This window comes from Burkholderia orbicola, from assembly GCF_900100915.1.
In the GTDB taxonomy this organism is placed as follows: Bacteria; Pseudomonadota; Gammaproteobacteria; order Burkholderiales; family Burkholderiaceae; genus Burkholderia; species Burkholderia orbicola.
In genome coordinates this window covers 329373-354391 of sequence record NZ_FNKW01000001.1, presented here as the reverse complement: position 1 = coordinate 354391, position 25019 = coordinate 329373, and the positions used below count along the sequence as shown (strand labels likewise).

The following is a 25019-nucleotide window of genomic DNA, read 5'->3' as shown; positions in this document are numbered from 1 at the left end:
TTGTGCGCCCATTACTTCGCCGTTACCGCTATTGCATGCCGCTCGCCGGCCTGACCCTCGCCGCCGCTGCCCACGCGGAAAACCAGTATTCGTTGTCGCTCGGTGGCGGGTTCGCACCGCGCTACCAGGGCAGCAAACAGTATCGCGGCGTCGTTGCGCCGTCGTTTTCCGCGAAGTTCGGCAATGGCTTCTTCGTCGACAGCACGGAGGGTGCCGGCTACCGGCTGGACCTGCCGCACGGAGCGTTCGTGTCGGCGGCGGTGAGCTACGACGCGGGTCGCGCGGACGAGAACCGCTTCGACCTGCCGGGCTCCGACTACCTGAAGGGAATGGGGCGAATTCCGGGCTCGGTGCTGGTCGGCGTGCGTGCCGGCGTGACGCTCTTCGATGCGGCGGAGCTGAGCGTCACGATCGATACTCCCGTGACGCATACGTCGCGCGGCGTGTCGGGGCACGTGGATCTCGCGGTGCCGGTGCTCAAGACGTCGCAGCACGAGATCATCGTGACGGGCACCGTGCACGCGGGCTCGGGACGCTACATGCAGACCTTCTACGGCGTGACCGACGCACAGTCGATCACGAGCCGGTTCCGGCCGTATTCGGTGAGCGGCGGGATCGACAGCGCATCGATGGCGGTCGCGTGGAACTGGACGCTGTCGCGGCACTGGTCGGTGCTCGCGACCGGCGGCGTGACGCGGTTGCTCGGCCGCGCCGGCGACAGCCCGATCGTGCAGTCGCGCAGCAACTACTACGGCATTGCGGGCGTGACGTACAAGTTCTGAACGGATTGCGGGGGCGCGGGGGACGCACGCGATGCGTCGGCGTCGCGCCGTCGCCGCGAACCGCGTGCGGTAACATGCGCTCGGGTTCGGCGTCAGGCCGGGCCTGCGACGCGGGTGCGCCGGAGCGGCGCGGCCGGGTCGCGAAAGGCCGCCATGCGCTGGCCGGCTCCGTCAGGAAACGGCCGGCAGCATGCGGAATCGATCACGCATGCGATGCCCGGTCGTGCACGAGTGCCGTACATGGACCGCCGGGCCGCGACAGGGAGAAACCGATGAAGAACACGATCGCGATGCTCGTTGCACTCGTTGCGAGTGCAACTTTTGCAGGATGTGCGGACATGGACACGAAACACCCCAACGCCACCGCGGGCGGCGCGGCCAGGCCCCCTCTGCAGTCGGGCGCCGCGCAGGCATGCAAGGCGGACGCCGCACCGGACGATGCGCTGGTCGGCAAGACCGAGGCCGATGCGACCGCGCTGCTCGACGGCTGCCTGTGGCGCGTGCTCGAGCGCGACGGCAAGTCGTTGCCCGGCACGATGGACTACCGCGAGGAGCGCCGCAATCTCGGCATTCGCGACGGGAAAGTGATCTGGGTACGGCGCGGGTGACGGCCGTGTGACGATTGCGTCACCGGAATCGTCGACGTCGCGCGATCTGCGCGCGTATGTCATGAAGCGCGGCGCGGCGCGGCCGCGCCCGAACGGCCGCTGACCGCATCGAAAGGATCGCCGCGATACGCGTGCGATCGGACACGCGTTACTTCGAGATGTACCACAGCGCGTCGGCGCTGGCGCGCGACGGCTGAGCGGCCGCAGCCGGTGCTTGAGCCGGCGCGGGTGGCGGCGTGTTCGACGTGATGGCCGTCGGCAGCGTGGCGGGAATATTCGCGGTCGAAGGCGAGGCCGCCGCCGTTCCCGACGTGGACGGCGTATTCACGTACCACAGCGCATCGGCCGAGGCCGTGCGTTTCGCGGTCGTATTGGCTGCCGTGTTCGTCGCGGCATTCGCTGCCGCACCGGCCGACTTCTTCGATGGCGGGGCTGATGCGCCGACCGTCGCCGTGCCCGCCGTCCCGGCCTGCGCGGTCATGCCTGCGGCCGCCGCACTGCGTTGCGCGCGCGCTTCGAACGGCCCGAGCTGGAAGATCAACGTTTGCGCGGGACGCGTCACGACGGCATACGGAAACTGCAGCTCCCACGACATCAGCACGCGCCCGGCCGACGTCTCGGTGAAGATCGCCGGCACGTGCTTCATGTCGCTGAACTGCACGTAGACCCGTGCACCGTCGTCGAACACCTGGGTCGGCTTGGCCTGATCGGCGCCGGTGACCGTCCATCCGAAGTTGTACGTACCGGCCGGGCCGGCGGGGCCCCCCTGCGGCGGCGCCGGCGGCGAGGCCGGCGAGATCGTCCGTGCGCGCGTGACGGGCGGCGCCGACACGCTCAGGCTCGCGAACGGGTTGTACGTCTGCGCCTGTTGCGGCGGCGTGAAGGAGGGTGGAAGGATGGGCATGGGAGTATCCGGCGAATCCGGCATGGTCCGGATTGCATCATAGACCTTGCGCGCATAGGCGAGGCGCTTGTCGGGCGACGCGGAGTTGTACGCGCCGATCGCGTTCCAGTTGGGGCCGAGCTGGCGGATGTTCTGCGACAGGATCCACGCACCGACGTACGCGTTCGTGCACGCATCGAACAGGCTTTCCCGCGTGATGCCTTCGCGTGCGAGCGTCGGCAGCCACGTGCTGTTGATCTGCATCAGCCCGATGTCGACCGTGCCGTTGGTATTCGTGTTGACGGCGTTCGGATTCATCCCCGATTCGACTTGCGCGATGCCGCGCATCAGGGCGACGCTCACGTGCTGGAACGCGGCCGCGTCGTCCAGGCAATCTGCCCGCGCGACGCCGCAGAGCGCGCACGCGAGCGCGATCGTCGAGGCGAAGGGCAGCGCGTGGCGGCCGAACAGGCGAGTGGTATGACGCGGCATGGCAGGATGGGGCGGAATCCGGGCGCCCGGTGCAAGGAAATTACGCAGACGCGAAGTGTGCCATAGCAGCCGGGCAAATGGCTCGCGTCAAACTTTCCTTTGCATTTATCCGCGCGTTCGACGCGCATTTGTATCGCGCCGGATCAGGGTCCGAGGCGTTGCAGGATCGGTAAGAATGGCCGGCATTGGCGCGAATGCCGATGCAATGGCGGCGACCGGAACCTGACGTATTACGTCATTCGCAGGGTGAAACCGGCAATCAAGCGAGCGAAAGAGAAAATCGCTTGCCAGCCGTCGGCAGCGCAAAAGGAAGCGGCAAAAAATCGGCGGCCGAAGCCGCCTTATGTGCAACGCGGAGTCGGCCGGCCCGCGCGGAGCGCAACCGGCCGTCTCCGGGTATCGCAATATCGCGATCAGAAGCGGTGACGCAGGCCGAGGTTGACCATCGTCTGCGAGCTCGTGCCCGCATAACCGTACGAGCCGATCGATGCCTGCGCGGCCATCGAGCCGCCGTTGCCGTCGCCGGTCTGGCCGCTTGCGTGCTGATACGCGGCGGTCAGGTAGACGTCGGTGCGCTTCGACAGGCTGTAGTCGGCGCCGGCCGATACCTGGTGATAGGTCGCCGACGTGTCGCCGCCCGAGCGCGTGTAGCTGTAGCCGACGCCGACGAGCAGCGCGTTCGTCGCCTGGTAGTTCACGAAGCCTTGCCCCGTGTTGTAGTGCTCGTTCGAGCCGAACACCGAGCTCGCGTCGCGGCGGTATTGCGCATTGCTGTAGCCGACGCCGAACGTGAACGGGCCGGCGACGTACTGGCCCGCGATGCGCGCGATGCCGAACGAGTGCGCGCTGGCATAGCCGCTGTTGATCGGGCCGTCGAACGTGCCGTCCGACGAGCTGGTCCAGCCGTTGCGCACGCCGTTCGACGCGGGGCTGTTGGTCGCGTGGAAGTAGCCGCCCGCGACGCTGAACGGCCCGTTGTTGTACGACACGGCGGCCGAGTACGACTGCGCGGCGCCGGTGCTGCCGGCGATCCCGCCGAACGAATACATCGCCGCGAACTGCAGGCCCGAATAGACGGCCGACGTGTACTTCACCGCGTTGTCGACGCGGAAGCTGTTGTCGTAGTTGTCGACGTCGCCCGGCGTCGCGAACACGCTGCCCAGGTAGTTGTCGGCGGTGATGCCCTGCACGAGATCGACGAGCGGGTCGTACTGGCGGCCGAACGTGAGCGTGCCGTAGCGGTCGCTCGTCAGGCCGACGAAGGCCTGACGGCCGAACAGGCGGCCGCCCTGGCCCTGCCGGCCGTTGCTCGGGTCGAAGCCGTTTTCCAGCTGGAACAGCGCCTTCAGCCCGCCGCCGAGATCCTCGGTGCCTTTCACGCCCCAGCGGCTGCCGGCGAGGTTGCCCGCGCTGCTGTTGCCGAGCATCCACGCGTTGTCCTTGCCCTGTGCGTGGTTCACATAGGTGATCGACGTGTCGATCACGCCATACAGCGTGACGCTCGATTGCGCATGCGCGACGGGCATCGCCGCGAACGACGCGAGCGAAATCAGCGAGAGGGTCGTGCGTTTCATGTCATCTCCTTGGCGCATTGGTGGGGGTTCGTGATCCGGAATGGCAGGAGACTACCGAGCCGCGATAAAACGGCAAAAATGAAATTCTTCGTTGTGGCCTGATGTCGACAGGCACATTCCCGGAAATTCATTTTTGAGGGATTTGAATTATTGATCGTTGCGTATCAATGGGTTTCTGTTTCGCGTTTTTTTTAGCGCGATTTGCATGGGGCGTGATAATTCGGCGCGATTTTCGCGTGAATTTCTGCAATCTCAATATTGTTATCGATCCGTCAAATCATTATTTAACGAATCGAATTGGCCGGGCTGGAACGAATGTGATAACTGCATGCGGTCCGCCATCCGCGGGGGCGACACTGACGCGGCTTCGCCATCCTCCGCTTCGCCAGCGTCGCCACCGGCGCACCGAAACCGCGGTCGCTATCTTACTTTTGCATATAATAATCATTCTCATTTACAGAATCGTTGACGCTCGCTCACCCGGAACCCGGCCATGTCCGCTGACAAGCTGTCCCTCCATCGAGAAATCGACGCCCTCTATGTCGGCCACCACGCGTGGCTGCGCGGCTGGCTGAGCCGGAAGCTCGGTTGCACACACCGCGCGGCCGACCTGGCGCACGACACGTTCGTGCGCCTGCTCGCACGCGACGAGCCGATCGGCGCCGACGAGCCGCGTGCGTTCCTGACCACGGTCGCGCAGCGTGTGCTGAGCAACCACTGGCGGCGCGAGCAGATCGAGCGCGCGTATCTCGACGTGCTCGCGCAGCGCCCGGAAGCGGTTGCGCCGTCGCCGGAAGAGCGGGCCGTCGTGGTCGAGACGCTGCTCGAGATCGACCGGCTGCTCGACGGCCTGCCGCCCGCGGCGAAGCGGGCGTTCCTGCTCGCACAGCTCGACGGGCTCACGCAGGTCGAGATCGCGCGCCAGCTCGGCGTGTCGCTCGCGACGGTGAAGCGCTATCTCGTGAAGGCCGGCACGCAGTGCTTCTTCGCGATGGCGGCCTGACCGATGGCCGCCCCGGGAGCGCCGGCGGTGCCGCCGCACGTCGCCCGTCGCGCAGTCGAGTGGTGGGTCGACCGGCAGTCCGGCCGCACGGACGACGTGTTCACCGCCGCGCTCGCGCGCTGGCGCGCGGAAGATCCGGTGCACGATGCGGCGTGGCGTCACATCGAAGCGATGCAGGGCCGGTTCGGCCGGCTGGCGGCCGGGCTCGACGCGCAGGCCGCACAGGCCGCGCTGCTGCCGAAGCGGGCCGGCCGCCGCACGGCCGTGAAGACGCTGGCCGTGCTGCTGTTCGCGGGCGGCGCCGCATGGATGGCCGAGCCTTCGCGGCGCGCGACGATCTGGCCGGCGGACCTGCGCACGGCGGTCGGGGAGCGGCGCACGGTGACGCTTGCGGATGGCACGGTCGTCGTGCTCGATACCGACACGGCGCTCGACGTGCGCTTCGACGATACGGCGCGGCGCCTGCGCTTGCTGCGCGGCACGATCATGATCACCAGCGGTCACGACGATCGTCTGCCAGCGCGGCCGCTCGTCGTCGCGACCGCGCAGGGCGAGCTGCGACCGCTCGGCACGCGCTTCGCGGTGCGGCAGCGCCACGGCGCGACACGCGTCGAGGTGTTCGCCGGCGCCGTCCAGGTGCAGCCGGTCGATGCGTCGGCCGGCACGCGCGTGATCGCGGCCGGGAAGGGCGCGGATTTCACGCGCGACGCGATCGGGGCGCCTGCGCCGCTCGATCCGTATGCGTCCGCGTGGACGAGCGGCATGCTCGTCGCGTCGCGCATGCGGCTGGCCGATCTCGTCGCCGAGCTCGACCGCTATCGCCGGGGCAGCCTGCGCTGCGATCCGGCCGTGGCTGACCTGCGCGTGTCGGGCACTTATCCGCTCGACGATCCGCAGCGCGTGCTCGATACGCTGATGGCGACGCTGCCGATCGACGTTCATTACCTGACGCGTTACTGGGCGACCGTCGTGCCGGCCTATTCGACCCATTCGTGAGCGCGCCGAAAAATTTTCTCGCCGACCTGAGCTCTTTTCCGATGTTCGCGTGACATGGGTAGTGAAAGCAGCACTGGCCCATCGTCCACCGACTCTCCGATCATGGCTTCCATCCGTCTCACGTATCGGCGCCGTCCGGCGCCCGCCCGTTATCTGCCGCGCACGTCGCGCCCGGCCGCGCCGGGCCGTCTCGCCCGCCGGCTGGCCGGCGCCGTCCTGCTGTCGGCGCTGCTGCCGCTGCCCGCGCTGGCCGACACCGACGCCGATGCGGCGCCCGCCACGCAGCGCGCGTCGCGCCGCGCGTTCGACATTCCGGCCGGCCCGCTCGAAGCGGCGCTGAACCGGTTCGGCCGCGATGCGGGCATCCTGCTCGCGTTCCCGGCCGAGCTGACGGCGGGCCTGACGAGCGGCGGCGTGCACGGCCGGTTCGACGTCGACGGTGCGTTCGACCGCCTGCTGGCCGGCACGGGGCTCGTCGCGCTGCGCCAGCCGGGCGGTGGCTACACGCTGATGCGCGCCGACGGCTCGGCGGCCGGCCCCGTGGCGGCCGGCGTCGCGCCAGCTGCCGAGTTGCCGACGATCGACGTGCGCTCCAGCGCCTTGCGTGCCGAAAGCTATCGCGCGCCGAAGGAAGCGGGTGTGCTGCGCTCCGACATTCCGCTGCTCGACACCGCGCAGGCCGTCAACATCGTGCCCGCGCAGGTGCTGCGCGATCAGCGGCCGCGCAATCTCGACGATGCGCTCGGCAACGTGAGCGGCATCACGCAGGGCAACACGCTCGCCGGCACGCAGGACACGATCATGAAGCGCGGCTTCGGCGGCAACCGCGACGGCTCGATCATGCAGAACGGCATGCCGCCCGTGCAGGGCCGCGCGTTCAACGCGGCGACCGACAGCGTCGAGGTGCTGAAGGGGCCGACGTCGTTGCTGTACGGGCTGATGGACCCGGGCGGCGTCGTCAACGTCGTTACCAAGCAGCCGCAGCTCGTGCGCTACAACGCGATCTCGCTCGGCGCGTCGACGTTCGGGCACGGCAAGAACGGCGGCAGCGCAACCTTCGATTCGACCGGGCCGGTCGGCGATTCGCGGCTCGCGTACCGGCTGATCGTCGACCAGTCGAACGAACAGTACTGGCGCAACTTCGGCGAGTACCGGCAGACCTTCGTCGCGCCGTCGCTCGCGTGGTACGGCCGCGATACGCAGGTCGCGGTGTCGTACCAGTACCGCAAGTTCCATTCGCCGTTCGATCGCGGCACCGCGCTCGACCCGCGCACCAATGCGCCGCTCGACATCCCCGCACGGCGGCGCATCGACGAGCCGTTCAACAACATGGACGGCGAATCGCAGCTCGCGCAACTGAGCGTCGATCACCAGTTCAACGCGGACTGGAGCGCGCATTTCGGCTACAGTTACAACCGCGAGACCTACGATGCGAACCAGTTGCGCACGACCGGCGTCGACCCGGTGAAGGGCACGATGACGCGCAGCAACGATGCGACGCACGGCTCGCTCAGCACCGACAGCTACGGGATCGGCTACGTGACCGGCAAGCTGACGCTCGCGGGGATGCGGCATGACGTGCAGGTCGGCTTCGATACCGAATACCGCCGCATCTATCGCAAGGACCTGCTGCGCCAGGCGGTGAAGACGCCGTTCAGTTATATCGATCCGGTGTACGGGCTGCTGCCGCCGTCGAGCACGGTGTCCGCGAGCGACAGCGACCAGACCGACACGCTGCACGATGCATCCGCGTTCTTCCAGGACACCGTCCACCTGACCGACAAGTGGATCGTGTCGGGCGGCCTCCGCTACATCACATACAACCAGGTGGCGGGGCGCGGCCGGCCGTTCGTCGCGAACACCGATCTCAGCGGCTCGAAGTGGCTGCCGCGCGCGGGCGTCGTCTACAAGTGGACCGATGCGTTCTCGCTGTACGGCAGCTATTCGCAATCGCTGAAGCCGTCGTCGTCGATCGCGCCGATGACGGGCTACATCATCGACGGCGCGACGCCGCCCGAGGAAGCGACCGCGTGGGAAGTGGGCGGCAAGCTCGACTTGGCCGGCGGGATGACCGGCACGCTCGCGCTGTTCAACATCGACAAGAAGAACGTGCTCGTGTCGCAGTACAACGACGCGACGAAGCTGACCGACTGGCGCACCTCGGGCAAGGCGCGCTCGCGCGGTGTCGAGCTCGACGTCTCCGGCAAGCTCGGCGAACGCGTGAACGTGATCGCGAGCTACGCGTACATCGACGCGAAGACGACCGAGGACCCGCTGTACGCGGGCAACCAGCTGTGGAACGTCGCGCGTCACACCGCGTCGCTCGCGGCCGTCTACGACTTCGGCACGGTGGCCGGCGGCGACGATCTGCGCATCGGCGCGGACGTGCGTTACGTGGGCGCACGGCCCGGCGATTCGGCGAACAGCTTCACGCTGCCGTCGTACGTGCTCGCCGACGCGTTCGCGACCTACGACACGCGGATCGGCAAGCAGAAGCTGTCGTTCCAGCTCAACGTGAAGAACCTGTTCAACCGTACGTACTACCCGTCGAGCGCGAACCGCTACTTCGTCGCGGTCGGCGACGCGCGCCAGGTGTCGCTGCTGACCACGCTGCAGTTCTGACCATGCAATCGCCGCGCGGCCTTTGCGTCGGCGCGCGGCTTCGGAGAGGAATCCAGATGAATCTGAAGATGAAGAGCGGTGCGCGCCGCCGCCTGTTGCGCGCGATCGCGGGTTCGGCGCTCGCGTTGTTCGCGGTTGTTGGCGCCGGTGTCTTGGCGCCCGCGTTCGCCGCCGATGCGTCGCCGGCCGTCACGCGCGTCGCGATGCTCGTGCAACTGCACGGCCCGAACCTGAAGGTCGACGAACGCATCGGCCAGCATCTCGGCGAACGCGGCTACGCGGTGCGCTTGATCGACGAGTCCGCCACGCCCGATGCGGTGCGCGACGCCGATCTGTTCGTGATCTCCTCGACGGTATCGTCGAAGAACGTGCGGCCCGGCTGGCGCATGCTCGACAAGCCGCTCGTGACCTGGGAAAACGACCTGCTCGACGATCTCGCGATGACGGGCAAGCGGCACGACGTCGACTTCGGCGAAACGGGCAAGGAGCGCTACCTGTGGCTCGTCAACGCGCCGCATCCGATCGCGGCCGGGCTGCCGGCCGGCGCGACGAATGCGTACGGCAAGCAGGCGCCGATGAGCTGGGGCAAGCCGGGGCTCGGCGCGATCACGATCGCGACCGTGTACGGTCAACCCGACAAGGCCGCGATCTTCGCGTACGAGAAGGGCGCGACGATGGACTACGAAACGCTCGCGCCGGCGCGCCGCGTGATGTTCTTCCTCGACAACGACACGTTCACGAACCTGTCGCCGGCCGGGGTCGCGTTGTTCGACGCGGCGGTGGACTGGGCGGCCGGGCGGCGCTGAACCGCCACGCGCCGATCACGCGGCCGGCGGCGGTGAACGCCGCCGCGACGCTGCCTCGATCAGTTGCGCGAGCGTTTGCGCGGGCTCCGACATCGTGCGCCGCGCGCGATGCACGAGCCCGATGTCGCGGTGAAACGTGTGATGCCCGAGGTCGATCGCGCGCACGCCGGCCGGCCAGCGGCGATACACGGCGGTCTGCGGCACGATCGCGACGCCGACGCCGTTCTCGACCAGCTTGACGATCGCGTCGAGATCGTCGAGTTCGCAGGTGTCGCGCACCGCGATATGCATCTTGCGCAGGAAGCGGTCGACCTGCCGGCCGCCGAACGACGCGCGGTCATAGCGCACGAACGGCGCGTTCGCGAGCAGCGCGGCCCAGTCCTTGCCTTTCACGCCGCGCGGCACGATCAGCCGGAACGGCTCCCGCGCGAGCGTCGTCCAGTGCAGGTCGCTCTGCAGCGCGAACGGCGGCCGGATGATCGCGGCCATGTCGATCTCGCCCGCGTCGACCCGGTTGACCAGCTCGATCGACAGTCCGGGTATCACGCGCGTCCGGCACGCGGGGTGCTGGCGATGGAAGTCGGCCAGCGCGGCCGGCAGCAACGCGCTCTGCACCGATGCAATCGCGCCGATCGTCACGCGCACGGCGGCCGGCGAGCCGGGCGCGGTCGAGCTCAGGTTCTCGTACAGGCCGATCAGCGCCTGCGCCTGGTCGAGCACGTGATGGCCGCGCTCGTTGAGCCGCGCCGAACGCCCTTGCCGGTCGAACAGCGCGAAGCCGAGCTCGGCCTCGAGGCGCTGCATCTGCGCGCTCACGGCCGCCTGCGTGAGCCCGATACGATTGCCGGCGGCGGCAAAGGTGCCTTCCCGGGCGACGGCGACGAGGGTCTTCAGTTCGCGGATCATTCATCGATTCCATTTGTGAATCGCAAAACTATATATTGATTTAATTTTTGCTCGGCGTTGTCTACCATGGTGCGGTCCTCGCGCCATGCGAGCGTTTCTTCACGAGGCCATCATCCATCATGAGTCTTTCCCCGTTTCACCTCGCGATTCCGGTCTACGACCTGCCGGCCGCGCGCGATTTCTACGGCCGCGTGTTCGGGCTGGAAGAGGGGCGCTCGAGCGCGCAGTGGGTCGATTTCAATTTTTACGGGCATCAGCTCGTGATCCACGAGCATCCGAAAACGGCGTCGCAGGAAGGCGCGCATACGAATGCGGTCGACGGCCACGACGTGCCGGTGCCGCATTTCGGGATCGTGCTCGACTGGGCGAGCTGGGAAGCGCTGGCCGAGCGGCTGCGCGGGTTCGGCGTGACGTTCGTGATCGAGCCGTATGTGCGGTTCCAGGGGCAGGTCGGCGAACAGGCGACGATGTTCCTGTTCGATCCGTGCGGCAATGCGCTCGAATTCAAGGCGTTCCGCGACATCGGCCAGCTGTTCGCGAAGTGACCGGCCGCGGCGCCAGCGCCGATCGACATTGGGTGCGAGAATGCGGCCTTCGGCCCGGCCGCGCGCAGTTGCGGCGACCGGCGCCGCGCCGCACGGCATCCGTCCGTGCGCGCCGTTTTCCAGGGAACCCGTATGGACAGTCACATCGCGCCGGTGGCGCTGAACAAGGCCTACCGTCTCCTCAATCACGGCCCGACCGTGCTCGTGTCGGCCCGCCACGACGGCGTGGACAACGTGATGGCCGCCGCGTGGGCGTGCGCGCTCGACTTTTTGCCGCCGAAGCTGACGGTCGTGCTCGACAAATCCGCGAAGACGCGCGAGCTCGTCGAGCGCAGCGGCACGTTCGTGATCCAGGTGCCGACGGCCGCGCAACTGCAGCTCACGCATGCGGTCGGCAGCTACAGCCTCGCGGAGCGCCCCGACAAGCTGCGCGAAGCGGGCGTCACGCTGTTCGACGTCGACGGCCACGACCTGCCGTTCGTCGCCGGCTGCTCGGGCTGGCTCGCGTGCAGGCTGATTCCCGAGCCGCACAACCAGCAGACCTACGACCTGTTCATCGGCGAGGTGGTCGCCGCGTGGTCCGACACGCGCGTGTTCCGCGACGGCCACTGGTATTTCGAATCGGCCGATCCCGCGCTGCGCAGCCTGCACTACATCGCGGGCGGCAATTTCTATGCGATCGGCGAATCGCTCCATGTCGACGTCGATCCGGACCCGCAGTAAGCGTCGGACGGTCGGCCATTCCTCACCAGAGCGCGCGTCATGCGCGCTTTTTCAATTCCGCCAGCATGAGGTCGGCGAACGCCTGCGCGACGCGCGGCAGCGTGCGCCCGCGCTTCGCGACGAGCGCGATCGGCCGCACGAACGCGGGATCGTCGATCGGCTTCACGACGAGATCGGGCTCGGCGCGCACCTCGCGCGCGGTCGCGGGCAGGATCGTCACGCCGAGGCCGCCGCGCACCATCGCGACCGCCGTCATCATGTAGGTCGGTTCGCACGCGATGTCGGGCGTGCAGCCGGCCGCTTCCAGCGCGGCATCGACGACGCTGCGCACGCTCGTGCCTTGCGCGGTGAGCACGAGCGGCACGCCGGCGACGTCGGCGGTGCCGACACGGCGCTTGCGCGCGAGCGGATGATCCTTCGGGCACACGGCGACGAGCTGGTCGGCGCCCGCATACAGCACCTCCAGCGACGCATCGAACGTATCGCCGCCGGTCAGCCCGAGATCGGCTTCCTCGGTGCGCACGAGCGTGGTGACGAGGCTCGCGACGCCGTCGCGGATCTCGAAGCCCGCGCGCGGCACGTCGCGCCGGAACGACTGGATCAGCTCCGGCAGCACACTCGACGCGAAGGTCGGCAGGCACGCGAGCCGGACCGTGCCGCTCGCGCCTTCGCCGAGCGCGCGCGCATCGCGCAGCACGCGCTCCATGTCGTCGAGCGAGCGCTGCAGCAGCGGCAGCAACTCGCGGCCGGTCTGCGTGAGCGCGACGCTGCGGCTGTTGCGGTCGAACAGGCGTGCGCCGACGATGTCCTCGAGCCGGCGGATCTGCACGGTCAGCGCCGGCTGCGACAGATGCAGCCGCGCGGCCGCACGCGTGAAGTTGCCGGCGTGCGCGACGGTGACGAACGCGCGAATGTCGCGAAGATTCAGATCCATAACGATTCGTGATTGCTGCGATCAAATCATTTCAATTGTGCTATCGCTGCGCTGACCTTACGCTCGCCTCCAACAAAAGACAAGGTAGGAGACACGGATGCTGCCGTTACTCGGGCTGGGCACGATCGTCGTGCTGCTGGCCGCGATTCTGTCGAAGCGGATGTCGCCGCTCGTCGCGCTGATCATCGTGCCGATTGCCGCGTCGCTGCTCGGCGGTTTCGGGCTGCACACCAGCAAGTTCGTCATCGACGGGCTGAGGGGGCTCGCGCCCGTCGTCGGGATGTTCGTGTTCGCGATCCTCTATTTCGGAACGATCACTGACGCCGGCACGCTCGACCCGATCATCGACCGGATCTTGCGCGCGGTCGGTACGCGGCCGACGCGCATCGTGATGGGCACGACGCTGCTCGCGCTGCTGATCCACCTCGACGGCTCGGGCGCCGTCTGCTTTCTTGTGACGATTCCCGCGGTGCTGCCACTGTACGACCGGCTGAAGATGGACCGCCGCGTGCTGGCCGCGGCCGTGTCGATGGCCGCGGGCATCAACTTCCTGCCGTGGACGGGCCCGATGATCCGTGCGTCGGCCTCGCTGCACCTGCCGGTGTCGGCGCTGTTCAATCCGCTGATTCCGGTGCAGGCGATCGGGCTCGTGTTCGTGTTCGGCGTCGCGTACTGGCTCGGGCGGCGCGAGGAGAAGCGGCTCGGCCTGTCGCGCGACGACGCGTCGATTCCATTGCCCAAGCGCGAACTGACGCCCGACGAGCAGGCGCTGCGCAGGCCGCACCTGTTCTGGTTCAACCTCGTGCTGACGCTCGTCGTGCTCGGCACGATGGTCGTGATGGGCGAGAAGATCCCGCCCGCGATCATGTTCATGGTCGGGCTGTGCATCGCGCTGATGGTGAATTACCCCGACGTCGACATGCAGAGAAAGCGCATCGACGCGCATGCGCGTGCCGCGCTGATGATGGCCGGCATCCTGCTCGCGGCCGGCGTGTTCACCGGGATCATGCAGGGCAGCGGGATGCTGAAGGCGATGGCGCAGGCGGCGGTCGGCTTCGTGCCGCCGTCGATGGCCGGCCACATTCCGGTGGCGCTCGGCCTCGCGTCGATGCCGCTCAGCATGCTGTTCGATCCCGATTCGTTCTACTTCGGCGTACTGCCCGTGATCGCCGAAGTGGCCGGCCAGCTCGGTGTGCCGGCCGTGCAGGTCGGGCAAGCGGCGCTGCTCGGCCAGATGACGACGGGCTTTCCGGTCAGCCCGCTCACACCGGCGACGTTCCTCGTCGTCGGGCTGTGCGGGATCGAGCTGGCCGAGCACCAGAAGTTCACGTTTCCGCTGCTGTTCGGCGCGTCGATCGTGATGACGATCGCGTGCGTCGTGCTCGGCGTGTTTTGATTTTTTCCGGCGATGCGCTCGCCGGATGACGGTACGGACATGACAGCAAAGCAACCTGAACGGCGCGTGCGCATCGGTGCGGGCGCCGGCTACTCGGGCGACCGGATCGAGCCCGCGGTCGAACTGGCCGAACACGGGCAACTCGACTACCTGGTCTTCGAATGCCTGGCCGAGCGCACGATCGCGATCGCGCAGCAGGCGCGCCGCAACGATCCGGCGCTCGGCTACGATCCGCTGCTCGACGCGCGGATGCAGGCGGTGCTGCCGGTAGCGGCGGTAAAGCGCGTGCGCATCGTGTCGAACATGGGCGCGGCGAATCCGCGCGCGGCCGCACGGCGTACCGCGCAGATCGCGCAATCGCTCGGCATCGCGGGGCTGAAGGTCGCGGCGGTCGAAGGCGACGACGTGCTCGACGTCGTGCTGCGCGGCGCGTTCCGTTTCGAGGAATCGGGCGACGACGTCGCCGCGTATCGCGACCGCATCGTGTCCGCGAACGCGTATCTCGGCGCCGCGCCGATCGTCGACGCGCTCGCGGCCGGCGCGGACGTCGTGCTGACCGGGCGCGTCGCCGATCCGTCGCTGTTCGCCGCGCCGCTGATCCATGCGTTCGGCTGGCGGATGGACGACTGGGACACGCTGGGCGCTGCGACCGTCGTCGGCCATCTGCTCGAATGCGCGGGGCAGGTGACGGGCGGCTATTTCGCCGATCCCGGCTACAAGGACGTGCCGAATCTCGCGCGGCTCGGGTTTCCGATCGGCGAGGTCGCGGCCGACGGCTCGGTCGTGATCACGAAGGTACCGCATGCCGGCGGCCGCGTGAGCGCGGCGACCTGCAAGGAGCAGCTGCTCTACGAGATTCACGACCCGGCGCGGTATCTGCAGCCCGACGTCGTGGCCGATTTCACGCGCGTGACGGTTGCCGAGGAGGCGGCCGATCGCGTGCGCGTGACGGGCGGGCGCGGCACCGCGCGGCCCGATACGCTGAAGGTGTCGGTGGCTTACGTCGACGGCTGGATCGGCGAAGGCCAGATCTCGTACGGCGGCCCGGGCGCGCTCGCGCGTGCGCGTCTGGCGCTCGACATCGTTCGCGAGCGGCTCGCGCTGACCGGCGTCGCGGCGAGCGAGCTACGCTTCGACCTGATCGGCGTCGATGCGCTGTATGGCGACGCGACGCCGGCCGTGCGCGGTGAGCCGAGTGAAGTCCGCGTGCGGGTGGCCGGACGCGCGGCGAACGCCGCCGAAGCCGCGCGGATCGGCAACGAAGTCGAGACGCTCTATACGAACGGGCCGGCCGGCGGCGGTGGCGCGTTCAAGTCGACGCGCGAGGTGATCGCGGTGCAGTCGGTGCTGCTGCCGCGCGCGGCCGTGACGCCGTCGTTTTCATTCGTGGAGGCCTGATGCAACTGCGTGAACTTGCGCATGCGCGCACCGGCGACAAGGGCAATACGCTGAACGTGTCGGTCATCTGCCACGATCCGCGTCATTACGATCATCTATGCGCACATCTGGATGCGGCAACGGTGAAGGCGCGGCTCGCGGGCATCGTGTACGGCGACGTCGTGCGCTACGAATTGCCGGCGCTCGGTGCGTTCAACTTCGTGCTGCGCGATGCGCTCGGCGGCGGCGTCACGCGCTCGCTCGCGCTCGACGCGCACGGCAAGTCGGTTAGTTCGGCGTTGCTGGCGATCGAGGTGCCCGATCCGGCGTGACGCAAGCGTCGGGGCAGGGAAGGGGCCGGGAAGCGACCGGGTGCTCACGGGATCAGTAGTTCGCGCAGTCCGTCCGCATGCTCGATGCGCTCCCCGGTGACGTGCAGGCGTTGGTCCGCACGATAGTCGTACACCGCGCGCGACGCGGCGAGCTGATCGAAATCGAGTTCGACCGTGTGGCGCGATTCGCCGTTGCCGGCTTCGAAGATCAGGTAACCGAACGGATCGACCGCGAGGCTGCCGCCCGCGAACACGACGTCTTCGCTGCCGACGCCGACGCGGTTGGCAACAGCCGCGAACACCTGGTTCTCCATCGCGCGCGCCGACACCGACGTGCGGTGGACGTTGCGGTACGGCTCCATGTTGCCGTCGGCCACGAGGATCAGTTGCGCGCCGAGCGCGGCCAGCGCCCGGCCGCTTTCCGGGAATTCGCTGTCGTAGCAGATCAGCAGGCCGATCCGCACGCCGCGCCATTCGACCGTCGCGTAGCGGTCGCCGGGCTGCACGACGTCGCGTTCGCTGACCCACAGGTGCGTCTTGCGATAGCGCAACGCGATGCCGTCCGGCGTGACGAACACGGTTGTGTTGTAGAAGCGGCCGCCATCGTTCTCGATCAGCCCGGCCACGACCGCGACGTCGCGTGCCCGGGCGGCCGTGATCACCGCGCCGACGCTCGGACCGTCGAGCGGTTCGGCGACGTCGGCGAGATTCGACGGATCGAGAAAGCCGGTGAGCTGCGCTTCCGGAAACATCACGATGTCAGTGCCGGGCGCGCAGGCGGTGATCGCTTCGAGCGTGCGTTGCAGGTTGTAGCGCGTGTCGCCGTCGCGGCCGGCGAGCTGCACGATGTCGAGCTTCAGTTTCATGGGCGATGTCGGTGGCGGTGGCTCGTCGCGCCGTGCGTGTACGCTACGGCCTCGCGGGTCGATTTCCGCGCGTGTCGAACGGAGCCTGAAGTGAAGAATGAGATCGTAACGCCGACCGGCGTGAATGGCGAGACCGGGCGGCGCAGCCGATGCGCGGCCATCGCCGTGCGCGTCGCGCTCGCGTGTGTCGGCGCGCTGGCCGTACAGGCCGCCGTCGCCGCGCCGGCGTCGCCGTCGCCGTCGCCGTGCAACGAACGACTGACGGCACTGATCGTGCCTGCACTGCCGCAGACCGCGTTCGCCCGGCGCGACATCCATGCCGCCGTGGACGAGCGCAACGGCGACGTCTACCGGATCCGGCTGTTCACGAGCCCCGACCATCCGGGCACGCCGAATCGTGAAGCGACGGTCGGCTGGGTGACGCTCGATACGAAGGCGATGCGGGCGCTCGACGTCACGCGCGATCCTGATCGGCCGGACGTGCTCAAGATCGACCGGCGCGCGCTGTCGCGTTTCGTGTCGACGTGCGTGGTATCGGCGACGCCGGTACACAGTGCCGTCGATTGCGATGCGCTGAACCGCCGTGCGCAGGCGCAAGGCGATTACGTGATGGGCAGCGACGCCGGGCGCGTCGTCATCGGCAACGGGCGGTTGCCCTTCCTTTCCGCACCGGACGACGCGTGCAGGATCGACGGGCTCTTCATCGTCGAGCACGACCACGTCGACGCGCGGACCGAGTACGGCCGCTTCACGTCGGTCGTCTATCTGAATTCGCGCACGCGCGGCATCGCCGAAGGGTGGGTGCGCACCGCGCGGCTGAAGCCGGACGGCACGGGCATCGCGCCACGACAACCTTGATTCGTCGATTCTGCAACAATCCGCCACACATCAATCCGACCTGATCTCGTCATGACCATCCAGAACCGGAACCGACGTCTCACGCTGCTCGCCGCCCTTGGCGTGCTCACGGTACTCGCCGTGCTCTCCGCGCTGTCGCCCGTTCATGCCGCCGAGCCGCCCCAGCCCGACCGTCAACTGAAAACCTTCATCCACGACACGTACGGCAACTGGCGTGCGGGCCGCAAGGGCTGGCAGGCGGAAGGGGACGATTTCATCCATTCGCCGTGCGGCGTGCTGCGCGTGGCGACCGCGGACGGCCCGCGCACGCTGCTCGCGATGTGCGGTGAGACCGAGGCGGCGGTGCAGAACGGGATGCCGGGCATGGATTCGGACGCGACGCCGGGCATGATCGACCTGTACGTGTTGAAGCCGACGCCGGACGGCAGCGCGCTCGAGCCGGTCGCGAAGACAACGGAGATTGCCTCGGGCCAGCGCGGCGAACCGGGCACGGTGCGCATCGAGCGGCTCGGGCCGCACCTGTTCGGGTTCGTTATCGGCGAAAGCGACATGCGGCAAGGCTACACGCAAAGCTTTCGTTCGATCTGGCTGCCGTACGGCAATGCGCTGGTGCATGCGGCGGCGCGCATCGACGAGGCGCTCGACAATGCGGAGTCGACGGAATGCGCGCACGCCCGGGCGCGTTGCGAGGAGCGCCGCTTCGAGATCGCGCCGGACACGACCGGCATCGGCGATGTCTATCCGCTGACGGTCACCGAAACGGGCACGCGCGGCGACAAGGCCATCCACGTACGCTACACGGTGAAGTTCGACGCCGCGCGCGGCCGCTACGTCGTGCCGAAGGCGCTGCGCGACGGGTACTGATCCGTCGCGCGCAGGAACGGGCGGCATCGCACCGCCCGCGCATCACACGTACAAGTAGCGCACCAGGTGGAAGAACACCGGCGCGGCGAAGCAGATCGAATCGACGCGATCGAGCATCCCGCCGTGGCCGGCGATCATCGAGCCCCAGTCCTTCGTGCCGAGCGAGCGCTTGACGGCCGACAGCACGAGCCCGCCGACGAAGCCTGCGATCACGATCGCGAGCGAGATCCCGAACGCCGCGCCGAAGCTGAACGGCGTCACGCGATACAGCGACGCGCCGCACAGCGTGGCCAGCAGGCCGCCGCCGACGAAGCCCTCGATCGTCTTCGACGGCGACAGCTGCGGCGCGATCTTGCGGCGTCCGAACAGCTTGCCGACCACGTATTGCAGCACGTCGCTGATCTGTACGACGAACAGGAAGAAGAACAGCAGCAGCGCGTTCTGCCCTGCGTAGTGCGGAATGTCGAGGATCAGCACGGCCGGCGCGTGGCTCAGCCCGTACACGCACACCATCAGCGCCCAGTTGATCTTCGCGTTGCGGCTCAGGAAGTCGCGCGTGTCCTGCGTGAGCGCCGACACGAGCGACATCGCGAAGAACAGGTGCACGGGCACGAAGATCGAATACATCCCGTACCAGTTGATGCCGAGCAGCAGGTATTGCACGGGGATCGCGATGAAGAACGCGATGAAGAGCGTCGTATGGTCGCTCGCGGTGGTCGGCGTGAGCGTGATGAATTCGCGCAACGTCAGGTACGACAGCAGCGCGAACACCAGGTACGTGACGTTGTTGCCGAGGCCGATCGCGACGGCCATGATCGCGATCATCGCCCACCACGCGCGGATGCGCTGGTTCAGGTTGACGATGGTCGCGCTGGTGCCGCCGCTGCGCGCGCCGAGGATCGCGCCGATCACGGTCGCGACGACGAGCACGCCCGTGACGCCCGCGACCAGTTCCCAGAAGAGGGTTCGCATGGTTGGTATCCGGAAAAGGGAGAAGGAGGCGCGCCGCGTTCAGCCGGCCGGCCGCTGCGGCGGCGCGAGCGCGACGACCGCGTCGCGCATGCGGGCGAGGAACGTCGGCTTGTCTTCCTGAGCGCCGAGCGCTTCGTTCGCGCCGAAATGCACCTTGCAGATCAGCGGCACGGGCCAGATCGCGCCCTTCGGCATGATGCGCTGCAGGTTTTCGAGGTAGACGGGCGCGAGCGCGACGTCCGGGAACTCGGTCGCGAGATGGAACAACCCGCTCTTGAACGGCTGCGGCAACACGTCGGCGCCGCGCGTGCCTTCCGGGAAGATGATGATCGAGTGGCCTTGCCGCAGCGCGTCGCGCACCGGCTCCAACGGGTCGCCGCCGTTTTCGCGATGACGGTCGATCAGCACGACGTTCAGCAGCTTCTGCGCGATGTGGCGCTTCAGGTCGCTGCTGTCCCAGTAGTCGCGCGCGGCGACCGGCCGCACGACCGCGCGCACGTCGCGCGGCAGCGCGGCGAGGATCGCGAGCGTGTCGATGTGGCTCGTATGGTTCGAGAAATAGATCTTCTGCGTCGGGGACGGCGGCGCCTGATGCCAGACCGGATACGCGCCGGCGACGAGCCGCACGATGGACAGCAGGAAGTCGCGCTGCCAGACGTTGAGGATGTTCATCGGCGTGTGGCCTCCTGCGTGCATGCCCGGCCCGCTGCGCATGCGCGGCGGGCGGAACCCCGGAATGCCGGCGCGGCAGGATGCGCGCCGGACGGCTCTTGTTTAAATTTTTTCAAATTCGTGGCTGCCTGTCGCAGGTCCGCGATAATCGGACGATTCGCCGTCGCACGCTGTTGCGTCGCGGCGAATGCGCCGGTCGGCGGCGTGATAATCGGCTGTTGCACGAGTGCCCGTCTGCAGTTCGAATCGATCTCGCCGCGATCGGGCCAGCGGATTATCGCGAGTTTCGCCGAAAAACGCCAGATTGGCGCCGCGCGGGCGGGCCGGCCCGCAGGCTTGACGCATCGAGGCCGCTCGGCGACGATGAGGGCCGTTCAATCCAGGCCGACGCAGGCCGTTTCGCCGCCCGGGGCATGGCGGCGGGAAACGTATCCGACCGAGCCGCACGAATAAAACGAATACGAAACGATGAGCCTCTACGCACTCAAACCCAAATTCCAGAATCGTCTGCGCCCGTTCGCGGATTCGCTCGCCGAACGCGGCGTCACGGCCAACCAGGTCACGCTGTTCGCGGCAGGCGGCTCGATCGTCGTCGGCGCGCTTGCCGGCCTCGGCGTGTTCGCGCGCGCGCTGTTCCTGCTGATCCCGCTGTGGCTGTTCGCGCGCATGGCGCTCAACGCGATCGACGGGATGCTCGCGCGCGAGCATGGGCAGAAGAGCACGCTCGGCGCCTACCTGAACGAACTGGGCGACATCGTGTCCGACGTCGCGCTCGTGCTGCCGTTCCTCGCCATTCCCGCGTTCGCTCCGGCGGACGTCTGGTTGTTCGCGCTGACGGCGGTGATCGTCGAATGCGCGGGGCTGATCGGCCCGCTCGTCGGCGCGACGCGCCGCTACGACGGCCCGTTCGGCAAGAGCGACCGGGCGCTGGCCCTCGGCGCGTTCGCACTGTGGATCGGCTTCGGTCTGCCGGTGGGCAGCGTCGGCGCCTGGCTGTGGCGGCTGCTGATCGTGCTGTCGATCGTGACGGTGGTGCGGCGCGTCCGGGCCGGGATCACCGAGGCGGGCGGCTGACGGGCCGGGCGCCGGAGTGCGGCGCCACACGATACGTATAACGAAACGAGAGAGATCGCATGAGCGCACGCACGGCCCGCGAGGCCGACTTCATCACGCACGACGGCGAAACGCTGTTCTATCGTCACTGGCCCGCGACGGGCGCACGCTGCCGCGGCGCCATCGTGCTGCTGCATCGCGGGCACGAACACTCGGCGCGCGTCGCGCACCTCGTCGACGAGCTCGACCTGCCGGATTTCGCGTTTTTCGCGTGGGACGCACGCGGCCACGGCCGCTCGCCGGGCGCGCGCGGCTACAGCCCGAGCGCGGCCGCGTCGGTGCGCGACCTGCAGACCTTCGTCGAGCATATCCGCGACACGCACGGCATCGCGATCGAGGAGATGGCGGTAGTCGGCCAGAGCGTCGGCGCGGTGCTCGCGGCGACCTGGGTGCACGACTACGCGCCGCCGATTCGCGCGCTCGTGGTCGCGTCGCCGGCGTTCCACATCAAGCTCTACGTGCCGTTCGCGCGGCCGGGGCTGCGGCTGATGCACAAGCTGCGCGGGCTGTTCTACGTGAACAGCTACGTGAAGCCGAAATTCCTCACGCACGATCCCGAACGGATCGCGAGCTACGCGTCCGATCCGCTGATCACGCGGCCGATCGCGGTCAACATGCTGCTCGACCTGCACGATACCGCGCAGCGCATCGTCGCCGACGCGGCCGCGATCACCGTGCCGACGCTGTTGCTGATCTCGGGCGCCGACTGGGTCGTGCATCGCGGCCCGCAGGACCGTTTCTTCGAGCGGCTCGGCGCGGCGCGCAAGGAGCGCATCGTGCTGCCGGGCTTCTATCACGACACGCTCGGCGAGCGCGACCGCGCGCAGGCGCTCGCGCCGCTGCGGGCGTTCGTGCTGCGCGAGTTCGATGCGCCGAGCCCGCGCGTGTCGCTCGCCGATGCCGACCGGCGCGGCGCGTTCCATGACGAATACGCGGCGCTCTCCCGGCCGCCGGCGAACGTGTTCGCACGGGCGTACTGGGCGCTTACGCGCGCCGGCCTGAAAGCCGGCGGCGCGCTGTCGGACGGCATCGCGCTCGGGTTGCGGCTCGGCTTCGATTCGGGCTCGACGCTCGACTACGTGTACCGCAACCGCGCGCAGGGGCGGCTGGGCATCGGCGCGCTGATCGACCGCACGTATCTCGATTCGCCGGGCTGGGTCGGCATCCGCCAGCGCAAGGTGCATCTGCAGGAACTGATCGGTGCGGCGATCGGCCGGCTGCGCGGGAACGGCACGCCGGTGCGGATCGTCGACATCGCCGCCGGCCACGGGCGCTACGTGCTCGATGCGATCGCGCTGGCCGCGGAACGCGATGGCGCGGCGCCCGACGACATCACGCTGCGCGACTACAGCCCGCCGAACGTCGAGGCCGGGCGCGTGCTGATCGCGCAGCGCGGCCTCGAGCCGATCGCGCGCTTCGAGCGCGGCGACGCGTTCGACGAGACGTCGCTCGCGACGCTCGAGCCGCGGCCGACGCTGGCGATCGTGTCGGGCCTGTACGAGCTGTTCGGCGAGAACGCGCTGATCGAACGCTCGCTGCGCGGGCTCGCGCAGGCCGTGCCGCCGGGCGGCTATCTCGTCTATACGGGGCAGCCGTGGCATCCGCAGCTCGAATTCATCGCGCGTGCGCTGAACAATCATCGCGGCGAGTCGACCTGGGTGATGCGTCGCCGTTCGCAGGCCGAAATGGACGAACTCGTCGCGCGGGCGGGGTTCCGCAAGCTCGACCAGCGGATCGACGAGATGGGCATCTTCACGGTCAGTCTCGCGCAGCGGGTCGACGCGTCATGAGCGTGCTGGGTGGCGCGGGCGCGGGGCCGAGTGACGGGCTGGCCGAACCGGCGGCCGGCGCGCGCGACGCGTCGTTCGTGCTGCGCTTCGGCTGGCTCGCGGCGATGGGCGCCGTGTTCTTCTCGACGTACGGCTTCGCGAACTGGCTCGCCGCGCGCCGCGCCGCGGTGCCGACCTTCGCGTTCGGCTGGGAGCATGCGATCCCGTTCGTGCCGTGGACGATCGTGCCGTATTGGTCGATCGACCTGCTGTATGCGTTGTCGTTCTTCTTCTGGACGCGCCGCGACGATCTGCTCGATCACGTGAAGCGGCTGCTGACCGTGCAGCTGGTGTCGGTTGCATGCTTCATCGCGTGGCCGTTGCGCTTCGGCTTCGAGCGGCCCGACGCGGGCGGCATGGCCGGTGCGCTGTTCACGCTGCTGATGGGTTTCGACAAGCCGTTCAACCAGGCGCCGTCGCTGCATATCGGCTTGCTGGTCGTGCTGTGGGCCGTCTATGCGAAGCACCTGCACGGCACGGTCGCGCGCGTCGTGCTGCATCTGTGGTTCGCGGCGATCGGCGTGTCGGTGCTGACGACATACCAGCATCACGCGATCGACGTGCCGACCGGGGCGGCCGTCGGCTGTCTCGCGCTGTTCCTGTTTCCGCTGCGCGATGCCGCGGGCCGGCTGCCGGGCGTCGATGCGTCGCCGTCCGCGGCCGGTCGCGCGCTCGCGCGCCGCTATGCGTTCGGCGCCGCGCTGGTCGCGCTCGTGGCGCTGGCGTGCGTGCCGCGCGCGCCGGGCTGGGCGCTGGCGGCTGGGTGGGTCGCACTGGCGCTCGCCTGCGTGGCGTGGGCCTACCGGCGCGGCGCGCCCGGCGCATTCCAGAAGGATGCGCACGGGCGGCTTCCGGTCTTCGTCGGCGGGCTGCTCGCGCCGACGATCGCCGGCGCATTCGTCAATTCGCGGCTGTGGACGCGCCGGCAGCCCGCGCCGGTGCGGATCGACGAGCGCGTGTCGATCGGCCGGACGCCGACCACGCGCGACATCCGGCGCCACGGCTTCACCGCGCTGGTCGACCTGACCGCCGAGATGCCGCGCTGGGCGGCGGCCGACGCATCGCTCGCGTATGCGTCGGTGCCGCAGCTCGACCTGGTCGCACCGACGGCGGCGCAGCTCGCGCAGGCCGTCGCGGCGCTCGAACGCCTGCACGGCGAAGGGCGCGACGTGCTGGTCTGCTGTGCGCTCGGCTACGGGCGCAGCGTGCTGTGCGCGGCTGCGTGGGTCGCCGCGCGGCGCGGGTTGACCGATGCGCGCGACGCGCTGGCCGCGGTGCGCGCGGTCCGGCCACGCGCGGTATGGTCGAATGAAAGCGTGGCCGTGCTGCAGCAGTGGATCGATCGCCGGCGCGGCGCGGGGCAGGGGTGATGCGCGATCCGTCCGCTCCGTTCAGGATTGCCGCCGCACGCGGCGCGCTCGATGCGGGCGCATGGGCGCTCGCGGCAGCGCTGGTCGCGGCTGGCGCAGGCGGGTGGATCGCGACGGGCTGGGCGGCGCCGACGCTTGCCCGCGCGCTGCTGGCCGTCGTCAGCACGGGATCGGGGATCGCGGCGCTGTGGTACGCGGTGCGCATCGCGATCGACCGGCGACTGTTTGCCACGCTCGCGCGGGCGGTGGACGGCGACGGGGCGGTCGACGGTCCGCTCGCGGCGCTCGACCGCGCGCTCGCCGACCTGGGCTGGATCGATGCGGCGAAGGTCGGGCGCACGCTCGACGCGCGCGTGCGCGGCGCGGTCGGGCTGTGCCGGGCCGCCGTGCTCGTGGCGATCGTGCAGTGGCTCGTCGTCGGGATCGCGGTCGCGGTGTCGCTCATCGGCTAGCGACAGCGCGAGCCGGCTATCGGTGGGAACAGCCCGGCCGGCGC

Annotated in this window: 25 protein-coding genes; 17 read left to right on the top strand and 8 right to left on the bottom strand. The window is 68.8% G+C overall.

The features are described 5' to 3' along the window. Positions 1-35 precede the first annotated feature (35 nt). Together BLS50_RS01595 and BLS50_RS01590 are read left to right on the top strand one after the other, a co-directional pair. Complete coding sequence (locus BLS50_RS01595; RefSeq protein WP_074800227.1) at positions 36-782, top strand: MipA/OmpV family protein; 747 nt, start codon at positions 36-38, stop codon at positions 780-782. 272 nt (positions 783-1054) lie between these two features. Further along, positions 1055-1390 carry a hypothetical protein gene (locus BLS50_RS01590; RefSeq protein WP_011694254.1) on the top strand — a complete coding sequence of 112 codons (336 nt, stop codon included), beginning with the start codon at positions 1055-1057 and terminating at the stop codon, positions 1388-1390. 148 nt (positions 1391-1538) lie between these two features. Here the strand turns inward: BLS50_RS01590 and BLS50_RS01585 are convergent, their stop codons facing one another. Together BLS50_RS01585 and BLS50_RS01575 are read right to left on the bottom strand one after the other, a co-directional pair. Continuing rightward, positions 1539-2765, bottom strand: coding sequence for a lytic transglycosylase domain-containing protein (locus BLS50_RS01585; protein ID WP_074800225.1), 1227 nt, complete (start codon positions 2763-2765; stop codon positions 1539-1541). Positions 2766-3178: 413 nt separating this feature from the next. After that, positions 3179-4339, bottom strand: a complete 1161-nt coding sequence (locus BLS50_RS01575) for a porin (protein ID WP_012328290.1) — start codon at positions 4337-4339, stop codon at positions 3179-3181. A 493-nt stretch (positions 4340-4832) separates the two neighbouring features. On the opposite strand from BLS50_RS01575, the gene BLS50_RS01565 reads away from it, so the two are divergent. From BLS50_RS01565 to BLS50_RS01550, 4 genes are read left to right on the top strand one after another with little or no spacing between them, the layout of a single operon-like run. Beyond that, positions 4833-5342: a sigma-70 family RNA polymerase sigma factor gene (locus BLS50_RS01565; RefSeq protein ID WP_074800221.1), complete on the top strand. Its 510-nt coding sequence runs from the start codon at positions 4833-4835 to the stop codon at positions 5340-5342. Positions 5343-5345: 3 nt separating this feature from the next. Continuing rightward, the gene (locus BLS50_RS01560; protein ID WP_074800218.1) at positions 5346-6338 is read left to right on the top strand and encodes a FecR domain-containing protein; all 993 of its coding nucleotides are present in this window, start codon (positions 5346-5348) and stop codon (positions 6336-6338) included. 54 nt (positions 6339-6392) lie between these two features. Then, on the top strand, positions 6393-8960 hold the full coding sequence (locus BLS50_RS01555) for a TonB-dependent siderophore receptor (RefSeq protein WP_074800215.1): 2568 nt from the start codon (positions 6393-6395) through the stop codon (positions 8958-8960). 56 nt (positions 8961-9016) lie between these two features. Further along, entirely contained in the window at positions 9017-9766 is a 750-nt protein-coding gene (locus tag BLS50_RS01550) for a hypothetical protein (protein ID WP_074800212.1), read from the top strand. A gap of 15 nt (positions 9767-9781) precedes the next feature. On the opposite strand, the gene BLS50_RS01545 is transcribed toward BLS50_RS01550, so the two are convergent. Then, positions 9782-10672, bottom strand: a complete 891-nt coding sequence (locus tag BLS50_RS01545; RefSeq protein ID WP_074800209.1) for a LysR family transcriptional regulator — start codon at positions 10670-10672, stop codon at positions 9782-9784. Between the two features lie 119 nt (positions 10673-10791). Between BLS50_RS01545 and BLS50_RS01540 the strand changes: the two genes are divergently transcribed. Further along, positions 10792-11217 carry a VOC family protein gene (locus BLS50_RS01540; protein WP_006481570.1) on the top strand — a complete coding sequence of 142 codons (426 nt, stop codon included), beginning with the start codon at positions 10792-10794 and terminating at the stop codon, positions 11215-11217. Positions 11218-11349: 132 nt separating this feature from the next. Beyond that, on the top strand, positions 11350-11940 hold the full coding sequence (locus BLS50_RS01535; protein WP_074800206.1) for a flavin reductase family protein: 591 nt from the start codon (positions 11350-11352) through the stop codon (positions 11938-11940). 37 nt (positions 11941-11977) lie between these two features. Here BLS50_RS01535 and BLS50_RS01530 read toward each other — a convergent pair whose 3' ends face one another. Next, positions 11978-12874, bottom strand: coding sequence for a LysR family transcriptional regulator (locus BLS50_RS01530; protein ID WP_027812527.1), 897 nt, complete (start codon positions 12872-12874; stop codon positions 11978-11980). 97 nt (positions 12875-12971) lie between these two features. Between BLS50_RS01530 and BLS50_RS01525 the strand changes: the two genes are divergently transcribed. The 3 genes from BLS50_RS01525 to BLS50_RS01515 are packed head-to-tail and all read left to right on the top strand — an operon-like array spanning position 12972 to position 15979. Further along, positions 12972-14270 (top strand): CitMHS family transporter, encoded by a 1299-nt coding sequence (locus BLS50_RS01525; protein ID WP_074800204.1) that lies wholly within the window; start codon positions 12972-12974, stop codon positions 14268-14270. A gap of 39 nt (positions 14271-14309) precedes the next feature. Continuing rightward, complete coding sequence (locus BLS50_RS01520; protein WP_074802742.1) at positions 14310-15668, top strand: acyclic terpene utilization AtuA family protein; 1359 nt, start codon at positions 14310-14312, stop codon at positions 15666-15668. After that, the gene (locus tag BLS50_RS01515; RefSeq protein ID WP_074800202.1) at positions 15668-15979 is read left to right on the top strand and encodes an AtuA-related protein; all 312 of its coding nucleotides are present in this window, start codon (positions 15668-15670) and stop codon (positions 15977-15979) included. The genes BLS50_RS01520 and BLS50_RS01515 overlap by 1 nt, the downstream gene beginning before the upstream one ends. Before the next feature lie 44 nt (positions 15980-16023). On the opposite strand, the gene BLS50_RS01510 is transcribed toward BLS50_RS01515, so the two are convergent. Further along, positions 16024-16845: a carbon-nitrogen hydrolase family protein gene (locus tag BLS50_RS01510; RefSeq protein ID WP_074800199.1), complete on the bottom strand. Its 822-nt coding sequence runs from the start codon at positions 16843-16845 to the stop codon at positions 16024-16026. 90 nt (positions 16846-16935) lie between these two features. Here BLS50_RS01510 and BLS50_RS01505 point away from each other — a divergent pair, with 90 nt between their 5' ends. Together BLS50_RS01505 and BLS50_RS01500 are read left to right on the top strand one after the other, a co-directional pair. Then, a complete protein-coding gene (locus BLS50_RS01505) occupies positions 16936-17703 on the top strand; it encodes a hypothetical protein (RefSeq protein WP_256333907.1) in 768 nt (255 codons plus the stop codon). A gap of 51 nt (positions 17704-17754) precedes the next feature. Continuing rightward, entirely contained in the window at positions 17755-18567 is an 813-nt protein-coding gene (locus tag BLS50_RS01500) for a topoisomerase IV (protein ID WP_074800198.1), read from the top strand. A gap of 42 nt (positions 18568-18609) precedes the next feature. Here BLS50_RS01500 and BLS50_RS01495 read toward each other — a convergent pair whose 3' ends face one another. The 3 genes from BLS50_RS01495 to BLS50_RS36220 form a co-directional block, all read right to left on the bottom strand. Beyond that, positions 18610-19539, bottom strand: a complete 930-nt coding sequence (locus tag BLS50_RS01495; protein WP_027808384.1) for a phosphatidate cytidylyltransferase — start codon at positions 19537-19539, stop codon at positions 18610-18612. Positions 19540-19578: 39 nt separating this feature from the next. Then, positions 19579-20211 (bottom strand): lysophospholipid acyltransferase family protein, encoded by a 633-nt coding sequence (locus tag BLS50_RS01490; protein WP_074802740.1) that lies wholly within the window; start codon positions 20209-20211, stop codon positions 19579-19581. 102 nt (positions 20212-20313) lie between these two features. Then, on the bottom strand, positions 20314-20556 hold the full coding sequence (locus BLS50_RS36220) for a hypothetical protein (RefSeq protein WP_226141478.1): 243 nt from the start codon (positions 20554-20556) through the stop codon (positions 20314-20316). A gap of 123 nt (positions 20557-20679) precedes the next feature. Here BLS50_RS36220 and BLS50_RS01480 point away from each other — a divergent pair, with 123 nt between their 5' ends. Genes BLS50_RS01480 through BLS50_RS01465 form a run of 4 tightly spaced genes read left to right on the top strand, consistent with a single transcriptional unit; the run spans position 20680 to position 24975 of the window. Further along, positions 20680-21285 carry a CDP-alcohol phosphatidyltransferase family protein gene (locus tag BLS50_RS01480; RefSeq protein WP_011545156.1) on the top strand — a complete coding sequence of 202 codons (606 nt, stop codon included), beginning with the start codon at positions 20680-20682 and terminating at the stop codon, positions 21283-21285. A 59-nt stretch (positions 21286-21344) separates the two neighbouring features. Continuing rightward, on the top strand, positions 21345-23114 hold the full coding sequence (locus BLS50_RS01475; protein WP_074800195.1) for a bifunctional alpha/beta hydrolase/class I SAM-dependent methyltransferase: 1770 nt from the start codon (positions 21345-21347) through the stop codon (positions 23112-23114). Further along, complete coding sequence (locus tag BLS50_RS01470) at positions 23111-24523, top strand: phosphatase PAP2/dual specificity phosphatase family protein (protein WP_074800192.1); 1413 nt, start codon at positions 23111-23113, stop codon at positions 24521-24523. Before BLS50_RS01475 ends, BLS50_RS01470 begins: the two co-directional genes overlap by 4 nt. Continuing rightward, positions 24523-24975, top strand: coding sequence for a hypothetical protein (locus BLS50_RS01465; protein ID WP_074800189.1), 453 nt, complete (start codon positions 24523-24525; stop codon positions 24973-24975). Before BLS50_RS01470 ends, BLS50_RS01465 begins: the two co-directional genes overlap by 1 nt. Positions 24976-25019 lie beyond the last annotated feature (44 nt).